The organism is Synechococcus sp. WC10meta (genome assembly GCF_047461475.1).
Genome location: NZ_JANSHF010000030.1, coordinates 1 through 9,525, shown reverse-complemented (window position 1 = coordinate 9,525; position 9,525 = coordinate 1). Strand labels below are relative to the sequence as shown.

The 9,525-nt window shown below is 54.6% G+C and carries 6 protein-coding genes; 4 read left to right on the top strand and 2 right to left on the bottom strand.

Translation table 11 applies throughout. The annotated features are described in order from the left end of the window. Positions 1-50 precede the first annotated feature (50 nt). The gene (locus NW804_RS10190) at positions 51-1,379 is read left to right on the top strand and encodes a secretin N-terminal domain-containing protein (RefSeq protein WP_414423471.1); all 1,329 of its coding nucleotides are present in this window, start codon (positions 51-53) and stop codon (positions 1,377-1,379) included. A gap of 768 nt (positions 1,380-2,147) precedes the next feature. After that, a complete protein-coding gene (locus NW804_RS10185; RefSeq protein WP_414410546.1) occupies positions 2,148-3,683 on the top strand; it encodes an aminotransferase class I/II-fold pyridoxal phosphate-dependent enzyme in 1,536 nt (511 codons plus the stop codon). Positions 3,684-3,687: 4 nt separating this feature from the next. On the opposite strand, the gene NW804_RS10180 is transcribed toward NW804_RS10185, so the two are convergent. Beyond that, positions 3,688-5,121 carry a hemolysin family protein gene (locus tag NW804_RS10180; RefSeq protein WP_414423470.1) on the bottom strand — a complete coding sequence of 478 codons (1,434 nt, stop codon included), beginning with the start codon at positions 5,119-5,121 and terminating at the stop codon, positions 3,688-3,690. 162 nt (positions 5,122-5,283) lie between these two features. Between NW804_RS10180 and NW804_RS10175 the strand changes: the two genes are divergently transcribed. Both NW804_RS10175 and NW804_RS10170 read left to right on the top strand, forming a co-directional pair. Further along, positions 5,284-6,198 (top strand): branched-chain amino acid transaminase, encoded by a 915-nt coding sequence (locus tag NW804_RS10175; RefSeq protein WP_414393039.1) that lies wholly within the window; start codon positions 5,284-5,286, stop codon positions 6,196-6,198. Positions 6,199-6,265: 67 nt separating this feature from the next. After that, positions 6,266-6,784: a phosphoribosyltransferase gene (locus NW804_RS10170; protein WP_414410548.1), complete on the top strand. Its 519-nt coding sequence runs from the start codon at positions 6,266-6,268 to the stop codon at positions 6,782-6,784. Between the two features lie 81 nt (positions 6,785-6,865). Here the strand turns inward: NW804_RS10170 and NW804_RS10165 are convergent, their stop codons facing one another. Then, entirely contained in the window at positions 6,866-9,391 is a 2,526-nt protein-coding gene (locus NW804_RS10165; protein ID WP_414423469.1) for a methyltransferase domain-containing protein, read from the bottom strand. Positions 9,392-9,525 lie beyond the last annotated feature (134 nt).

Here is a 9,525-nt window from a genome sequence, read left to right as displayed (position 1 = left end):
AATTGCCGCCAGGAAGCTTGCCCACTGGATCCCCCTTCCAGGGGAGAGCTGTGGCCCCTCCTGCTGGAGATATTGCCATCGGCACCATCTTGCCTGATCCTCCTCCGATTGACCTTGGATCCACAGCCAAGATTAGCTTGACCCTAAAGGATGCTCCCGTAGGCGATGTGTTGAGCCTGCTGGCGCGGCGAGCAGGACTGAATGTAGTGCTCAACGATGTCCCGCCCGATTTAACCATCTCTCTGGACGTGCAAGACTCGCCCTTACAGGAGACATTCAACTATATCTTGCGGCTGAAACAGTTGCAGGCTCAGCGCCGGGGTCAGACTGTATTCATTGGAAAAACGTTGCCAGGAGTGGCAGGGGTTCTGGTGCGGAACTACCGCTTGAATCAGGCAGTCGCTACCAAGGAGTTGGTGGAGCGGCTCAAAGGAGTTCTAGACGCCGTTGCACCAGGTGCTCAATTTTTTGAGGATCCACGCACCAACTCTATTACTGTGGTTGGCACGCCACAACAGCAGGATATTGTAGCTGCTCAGATTGCCCAGTTGGATGTGCGTCGGCGACAGGTTCTGATTTCCGTTAGAGCCGTTGATATTCGGCTAAGTAACAACGAGAGCCTGTCAGTCAACCTAGGGGGAGCTTCCGGGAACTTTGCTGTTGGAACTCTAGAGGAGGCCGATTTCGGTGGTCAACCACTCAACCAACCCGAGGGATCCTCGGTAAGCTCTATTGGGCCTAAAGATCCCTCGGGGGCGATTACTGGGATATTCAACACCCTTAACCGGCTGCAGCGGTCTCTAGCTCTGAGGGTACAATCTGCACTAAAAAACGGAACTGGGAAAGTTCTAACTGACCCCAAAGTTTTGGTGGCAGATGGTGGCTCCAGCCAAATTAGAATTGCAATCAGCGTTCCTACTAATGTCGAAACTATCACCGAGCGTCAGGGACAACAGGAAAAGACTACTCAGCGCCTTCAGCGGGAAGATGCCGGAATCGTCCTAAACGTTTCAGAGGTTAGAATAGATGATAATGGGTTTGTCACCCTGACCATTCAGCCAGAAATTTCCTTCCCTGTACCTATTCAAATACTGAAGGAGGGACCCTTTGCTGGTATTCAACTTTTTAACATCGACAGGAGGCAGCTACAAGCATCTCAGCTAAGGTTACGGGATGGGCAAACTTTTATCATTGCTGGTCTAATTCGAGACAGGGATATTGTTGATGTTCAGAAAGTACCGCTGTTAGGAGACTTGCCTCTTTTGGGTGCTTTGTTCCGCTCTCAGAGTGTGGATAACGAGCGCAATGAAGTGGTCTTCATGCTAACGCCCTACATTATGGATGATAATGTTGCTTTTGGTCTTCCTCCCAATCCGTAAAATTCCCAATCCGTAAAATAGGGTTATGCCGAACTGCCAAGTTTCGTGACATCCTCCCAACACTGATACTATAGGCACAGCGCAGGACCCATAGCTCCCCACATCCCTCATGAGTTAACTCTCGACAGTCCTGAGTTACTGGCTGCATTAGCTTCGGGATCCGTTGAGTTGCATTCAGCAGCTAATGGCTTCTTCAAGTGGCCTGGGATCCACCTCGGGCAAGAAGCGCCAATTCCACCTGATTTTCTTGGGGCTGCCCCAGTTGCACCTCCACATCTCGGCCAAAGAAGCCTTGCATTTTTTTCTGGTAGCTTTCCTGCCATTGTTGAAAGGAAACCTTGGGAGAATAACAGAAGCCCTAAAGTATACCGTCCATCCCGCAGTTCTTCTCTACACCCTCTCACCTTGGGCAGCTCCGCCTCTAGAGAGCCCCGTAGGCCGAAAAACTCCAGATATGCGTTGGCCTCGTAGCTAGTGATGTCGGCGCGGACTCGTTTTTGGAGAAAGCTGGGAGCACCTCCGGAGAAGGGGATGTCAGCGCAGGCCCTAGCTTGACGCTCACGCCCCCCTCAGCAGCAAAGGGATCCCGGCAACAGGCCGATTGGCAAAGCCCCAACCGTGGGGGCAACTCCAGCCAGCAATACTAAGCATCGCAGGCAAAAAGCTACCTGAAACCCAGGCTAGCAGGAAATGTAGCGGCGGTGGACTTAACCCCCACTGGGGTGAATAATTACAGAGACGTCCACCTGGTGTGTTGAGGAGTGGCCTGTGGTTCTATCTCATCTGTCCAGAGCGTCTCATCGCTTGCGCCTGCTGGATCGCAAAGCCCAGGAGCGGGCCCCTCTTTTTGAGGCCATCCGCCACTACTGCAGCTTGGATAAGGCTCCCTTTCACACGCCCGGCCATAAGCAGGGACGGGGGATCGCCACCGATTTGCGGGAGTTTTTAGGAGAAAACGTCTTCCGAGCGGATCTGACGGAGCTGCCGGAGGTGGACAACCTCCACGATCCCGACGGCGTGATCCGGGAGGCGCAGGAGCTAGCCGCAGCGGCCTACGGCGCCGATCGCAGTTGGTTTTTGGTCAACGGCTCCACTTGTGGCGTAGAAACCCTGGTGATGGCGGTGTGCGACCCAGGGGACAAGATCCTACTACCGCGCAACTGTCACAAGTCGGCCATCGCCGGCGTGATCCTCTCTGGGGCCGTGCCCGTCTACATTGAGCCAGATTTTGACTTGGAGCTGGGCATTGCCCACGGCATCACCCCCGCTAGCCTGGAGCAAGCGCTGGCCCAGCACCCCGACGCCAAGGGCGTGTTGGTGGTCAGCCCCACCTACTATGGGGTTTGCTGCGACTTAGAAGCGCTGGCAGCCATTGCCCATGCCCACAACCTGCCTCTGCTAGTGGACGAAGCCCACGGGCCCCACTTTGGCTTTCACCCAGAACTGCCCCTCTCCGCCTTGGAAGCCGGGGCTGACCTGGTGGTGCAGTCCACCCATAAAGTCATCTCCGGCATGACCCAGGCGTCGATGCTGCACCTCAAGGGATCCCGAGTCGATCCCAACCGAGTCCGCAACATCCTGCAGCTGCTGCAGTCCACCAGCCCTAACTACGTGCTCATGATGTCGCTGGACGTGGCGCGGCGGCAGATGGCCCTGGAAGGGGAAGTTCTCCTGGGCCAAGCCCTGGCTTTGGCGGATCAGGCCCGCGCCCGCCTCAACCGCATCCCAGGCATCTTCTGCTTCGGCCCGGAGCGCATTGGCTCCACTCCCGGCTTTTTCGATCTGGACCGCACCCGCTTGACCGTGACGGTGTCGGGGCTGGGCCTCTTTGGCTTCGACGCCCACGACTGGGTCAACGAGCACTTCCACGTGCAGCCGGAGATGTCTACCCTGCACAACGTGGTCTTTATTGTTAGCCTCGGCAATACCCAGCGGGATATCGACCGGCTGGTGGAGAGCTTTGCGGCTTTGTCGAAGTATGCCCAGGGATCCCCGCCTTCCCTGGCAATGGCCGAGAAACTGCGGCGCCTGGCCGAATTGAAACGCCCCCCCCTCCCGCCCCAACGGCTCTCGCCGCGGCAGGCCTTTTTTGCCCCCATCGAGCGGATCCCTTTTCAAGAAGCTGTGGGCCGCATCTGTGCCGAAATCATTTCCCCCTACCCGCCTGGGATCCCCATTTTGGTGCCTGGCGAAGAGGTAACCCAAGAGGCAGTGGACTATCTGCTGCTGGTGCACGAGGCGGGCGGCTTCATCAACGGCCCCGAAGACGTGCGGCTGCAGACCCTCAAAGTCGTCAAAACCTAGCTCCTCAACTGCCAGGCTTCGCCGTCTGGGCAGGGGGGAGTGCCGGCAGGGGGCTGGGAGAGTTGCGGCGATGGCGGACAACCTTCACCCGATCCACCCGCGGCCCCTCCATGCGCACCACCTGGAACTCGAGGCCTTGGTAGGTAAACCTTTCCCCTACGCGCGGGATCTTCTGCATCTGGTAAATCAAAAAGCCTCCCAGCGTTTGGTAATCCTCATGCAAGGGGAGGTTAAGGTGGCAGCGCTCGTTGACCTCTTCGATGTCCAACTGGGCCTGGATAAGGAGAGTGTTTTCGTCCAGCTCCTCGATGTCCGGCTCCTTCCTTTTGGGATCCGGCCCATCGGAGAGCTTGCCGACGATCTCCTCCACCAAATCCTGAATGGTAATCAGGCCCGCTGTGCCGCCAAACTCATCCACTAGCACCACCATCGGCCAGTGGTGCCGTTGCATCTCCGGCAAGAGCTCTGCGATCAGCTTGTTTTCCGGCTCAAAGTGAACCTCCCGAATGAAGGGAGCAATGGGGCTGTGCAAATCCAAGGATCCCTTGGCCAGCTCGCCAATGAGCTCCTTGACGTGAATCAGCCCCCGGATGTCGTCCAAAGACTCGCCGTAGACCGGGTAGCGGGAATGCCCTGATTCGGCCACCTCCGCCAGCACCTCCTGGACTGTGGCGGTTTCGGGCACGGCGTCGATGCTGGTGCGCGGGATCATCACCTCGCTGGCCACTGTCTCGCCAAACTCAAAGATGTTGCTCAACAGCTCCCGCTCCTCCGCCTCGATGTTGCCCGACTCCACCGACGAGGCAATCAGCAGCTGTAGCTCCTCCACCGTCATCGTGCTGTAAAAAGAAGTAGCCTCCGGAACGCGGACGCCCAAAAGGCGCAGCACGCAGCGGGAGGAAAACCGCAGGAGCTCCACAAAAGGATGTAAAAAGCGGCTTACCAGTCGGTTGAGCCAGGCCAGCTTTAGGGCAATTGGCTCCGAGTAGAGAATGGCCAGAGTCTTGGGGAGCAGCTCCCCCAACACGATCTGCAAATAGGTGAGAAGCGAAAATACCGCTACCCCCGACCCACCTTGCACAAGAGCGGGATCCATACCCTGCAACCAGGGCAGTTGCCTCAGAGCCAAGAACAGCGTCGGCGCCACTTGGGTAGCCCCGATCCAGCCCAACAGGACGCTGGCTAGGGTGATGCCCAACTGGGCGGTGGAGAGGGCATACTCCAACTGCTCCTGGGCTTTTTGGACCATTGCCGCCTGGCGGTTCCCCTCACCGGCCAACTGCACCATGCGGGAGCGCCGCGCCGACACCAAGGAAAACTCCACCGCCACAAAGAAAGCGTTGATGAGGAGAAGGGCAATAATCCAGAGGAGACTGAGAGACGCCTCTCCCCACGCAAGCTTAGAGCTAGGGGCCGAGCCTAAAGGAGGGTCGTCCATTAGGGGAGCAGCAAGACGGATAGACAGCATTCTAGCTTAGAGCGCCTCCGGCCCTTGATTTTCTGGCGCCCGTCAGGTGGGCTAGAGAACGGCAGACTCCCGCTGCTGCGTCAATCGGCGATAATATTCCTACCCCTTTTCCTGCTGCAGTAGGTGCCGACCATGCCCGATTTTCTGCCCTACGCCTACTTTCAGGGCCAGATCGTTCCCTTTGCCGAGGCAAAGATCTCCATTGCCACCCATGCTTTGCACTACGGAACGGCAGCGTTTGGCGGCCTGCGCGGGATCCCCGATCCGCAAAATCCGGATCAAGTGCTGGTGTTTCGCCTGGATCGCCACTGCCGACGGCTAAGCCAGAGTGCTCGCCTACTCTGCTTCGATTTGCCTGCGGAAAAGATCGAGCAGGTCATTGTGGAGCTGATCCGGAAAAACCGCCCTTCCACCTCTTTCTACATCCGCCCCTTGGTGTATACCTCCGACCTGGGCATCTCACCGCGGCTGCACAATATCGAGAAAGACTTCTTTGTGTACGGGTTGGAATTGGGAGACTACCTCTCGCCGGAAGGGGTAAGTTGCCGCATCAGCTCCTGGGCCCGCCAGGAGGATCGCAGCCTACCGCTGCGGGGCAAGATCACTGGTGCCTACATTACCTCCTCCCTGGCCAAGACCGAGGCAGTACAGTCTGGCTTCGACGAGGCTATCTTAATCAGCTCCCAGGGCAAAGTGAGCGAAGCCTCGGGCATGAACATCTTCATCGTGCGCAACGGCGTGCTGATTACCCCCAGCTTCGACCAAGACATCCTGGAAGGGATCACCCGCGACAGCGTCCTCACCTTGGCCCGCGACCTAGGGATCCCCACCCAAGAACGCCCTGTCGATAAGTCAGAGCTGTTCATCGCTGACGAGGCCTTCCTCACTGGCACCGCCGCCAAGATCACGCCCATCCGCCAGATCGAGCAGTACGTCCTGCCGTCGTCCCGCCCCATTACCGAGCAACTGCGGCAGAAGCTCACAGCCATCATGGAAAACCGGGATCCCGCCTATTCCCACTGGGTAAAGGTGATCCCTCTGAACTAAAGTCTTAGATTGCCATCTCCAGGCTGGCTAGATGCGATATAGATAGTTAGAGCTGGAGAGGGATCCCTTGCACGAGATTTCCATCACCTGGGCCGACTACCACCGCAAAATCGAAGAGCTGGCCGTCAAGGTTTACGAAAGCGGCTGGGAGTTTAACCAAATTGTCTGCATCGCCAAGGGCGGGCTGCGTATTGGCGACACTCTAGCCCGCCTATTCGATCTCCCTCTAGCAATTCTTGCTGCTTCCTCCTACTCCGGCCCTGGCAATCGCCAGCGAGGGCAGCTAATTTTCTCGCGGGATCTGGCCATGACTACCGCCAACCTGGGCAGCCACGTGTTGTTGGTGGACGACTTGGTCGATTCCGGCATGACCCTGAAGCGCTCTGTCCACTGGCTCAAGCACCACTACGGCTTTTACATTGAGGAAATCCGCACCGGTGTACTCTGGTACAAAGCAGCCTCCATCTATCAACCGGATTACTATGTGGACTATTTGCCCGATAACCCTTGGATTCACCAGCCCTTCGAACCCTACGAGCAGATGACACCCAAGCAGCTAATGGAGTCCCTGCGCTCTTTGGGTTAAACTGCAAATCTAACTCCTGAGTAAGCTTTTAGATCGACAAGCAGCTCAACACACCGTATTCCGGTTGCTGAAGTTGCACCCCTACTTAGTTGCAACTACATTTAGGCTAACTGGTTCCCCGAGAAAGACCATATCGCTGCAATCATTGAACAGCCCAAATCTGTCCACCTTTCGAATAACCCTGAAACCTACCTGAGCAAGTAAAGCAAATAAGTATTCCCACGAGAAGCCAACTTTATGGTAGTTTTGCTCATCTACTTGGTCACCAAACATCATACGCATAATGCGAAACCTCTGCTCTAAAGAAACTTCATCCTTCAGATAAAGACGGCAGAGAGTAGGCATATCTGGGACACTGATCATCAACTGGCCCCCAAAGCGCAAAACCCGGTGCCACTCTTTGAGAGCAGTAGGTAGTTCACGTGTGTAGTTAAAGCGCTGCAGAATATAGGGAGCGTAGATGGCTTCTATAGAGTTATCTTCAAATTGACTGAGATCAATGGCGCTTCCAACATAATCCACATGGTCTCCTACCTGACTATCTAGAATCTTCCAGTCTGGATGAGGCTGCTTACCTCCAATATGAAGACGAATAGACTCAGCGGGCTTGGGCTCAGCTTGGCAATCTTCTAGAGGAGGAATAGATTGAATAAGTTGATGCTCATAAGCTAGCTCGAAGAAAACTCTCTCCATGGCTTTAGCCAACCGCTTTGGATCCCATACTATTGATCTGTGATATGAATCTCGAATAGTTTGCTTAGCTTTAGCCAAGCGTTCTGGATTATTGCCTAGCTGGATCCCACGCTCAATAAACTCCTCCACCGACCAGGTGATGCAATCCTCGAGGCCAACATTTTTCAGCAGGCTGTAACTCATTCGGCCATAGTAATGCCTGCCCACTAGGGTAAGGACTGGCACACCCATATAGAGAGCTTCCATGGTGTGGGTTGCACCTGTGTAGGGGAAGGTATCCAGAACGAGATCCACTAAGGCTAGTTGGCCACGATGCTCTTCCACACTGCTGGCTCGAGCAAGAAATCGGACGCGATCGAGAACGCCCAGCTCTTTGGCTCTTTCCTGGTAGTGTCTAATAACCGTAGCAATTTCTCCTGATCCTTTGACAATCAAAACTCCGTTGGGAACGGCCTTTAAGATTTGCAGGTGAGCGTCGATACATTTGGGAGTACGTTTGTAAGCACTAGCTGCGGTTAGGAAAACAACATTTTTCGGCTCTATTCTCAGACTAGTCTTAAAGTCTACCTCGTTGGCAGCACAGACGTCCAGATGATCAACAGCACAGTAGCTGGGCAAGCGAATAATTCTTTCATGGTAGTCAGCTTGGGCCTCCTCAGGAAGGATATGGAGATCGGCAAAGAAGTAGTCGAATTCCGGCAAACCAACAGCATCTCCGCCAAGCCAACCAATTTGGATAGGAGCGGCCCGCAAAGCTGCTACGATGCTGGCATCGTGACTGGTAAGGGAGTCCATAAAAACCATGATATCGATGCGATCCTCACGCGCTTGAGCAGCTACTTGAGGCGGCTTGGTTTCTCCTGGAAAAAAGCGAAAATGGAGATTTTCGTGAGAGCGAAACTTTTGATACATATTGTCATGACTGGCCATATCTTCATTTTTCCACCCCTGGTAGTAGTAGTAGACAACGTCCAGAAGATCGCGAGATAGGTTCCTGAGAGTAGCCTCACTGAGAAAGCCAACCGAATGTCGCTGAAAGCAGTTACCCAGAAAGCCTACCCTCAGCTTTCGCTTAGTTCTGCCAGATCCGCAGTAGTCTTGCTGATTCTTCTGCCAATATTCCGACCAAAGAAAGTCTCGCTGAGAAGCCATTAAGCTTAGGCAGTCGTTAAAGATTCTACCACCAATTTGTTGGTAATGACGAATCAGAGAGCGATCGTCAGTTAGATAACTCCAACAAAAGCAAACTCGAAACAGAATGGCTTTAGCAATCGTTAGACTCTCGAGTAGATTTTCATCGTTAATTCTTAGTGATCCTAAGTCGGCTTCCCTCGATAAAATTAAGTCTATAATTTTCTGGATAACAAAGTTTACCCGTTCCAGCTGTGCAGCATGGATCAACTTTTCCAGCGATTCTGATAGAAGGGATAGACGAAGAGTAAAGTTCTCTTGCACCTGTGAGCTCTCGGCCGCCGTGATGAGAGCTTCTCCTAAAATGGAATAGCCATCACTGGTAGAGTTCTGGAAGAAGGCGCGGGCTGCCCTCTGAAAAAAGTCACCGATTAAGTCCTCTATCGTCCACAAACCTTCATAGCGCTTCGCCTGCTCGGGATCCACCGCATTGGCCAGCTGGGCTAGGAAAGCAGCAAATCCAGATTTTTGTTCCTCCAGAAGAAGGGCTTGTAAAGCTGTGGCTACCTCGAAAAACAAATCCAGGTAGCCGTCATCCCATAGCCGCGCGAGCAATTCAGTAAGGAGTGGCTCTTGAGTAATGTCTAGGCTCTCTTCGCCTCCTAGGCTATCCAGTAAGGCTTGTCCATAGAAGCTCACTGCCAGCTCGTCCTGGGCCTGCAGAGCCCGCATCAGCAAAACTTGGGCATTGTCCCGCCGGCTTGGATCCAGCTCAAAGGCCATCTCCCGCAGCTTCAGACAAACCTGGAGACGCTGCTGTGGCTCCTGTGTGGGACTGGTTTCCAGACGAGCAGCAAGGGATAGCAACAAATCCAGGACTTTCTCCTGGGACAGGATCCTGTCTCTTATACACATCT

What these genes read in the sequence shown, in the direction of transcription:
- NW804_RS10180 (WP_414423470.1), bottom strand. Translation starts at nt 5,121, where the DNA reads ATGGACGACCCTCCTTTAGGCTCGGCCCCTAGCTCTAAGCTTGCGTGG.
- NW804_RS10165 (WP_414423469.1), bottom strand. Translation starts at nt 9,391, where the DNA reads ATGGCCTTTGAGCTGGATCCAAGCCGGCGGGACAATGCCCAAGTTTTG.
- NW804_RS10175 (WP_414393039.1), top strand. Translation starts at nt 5,284, where the DNA reads ATGCCCGATTTTCTGCCCTACGCCTACTTTCAGGGCCAGATCGTTCCC.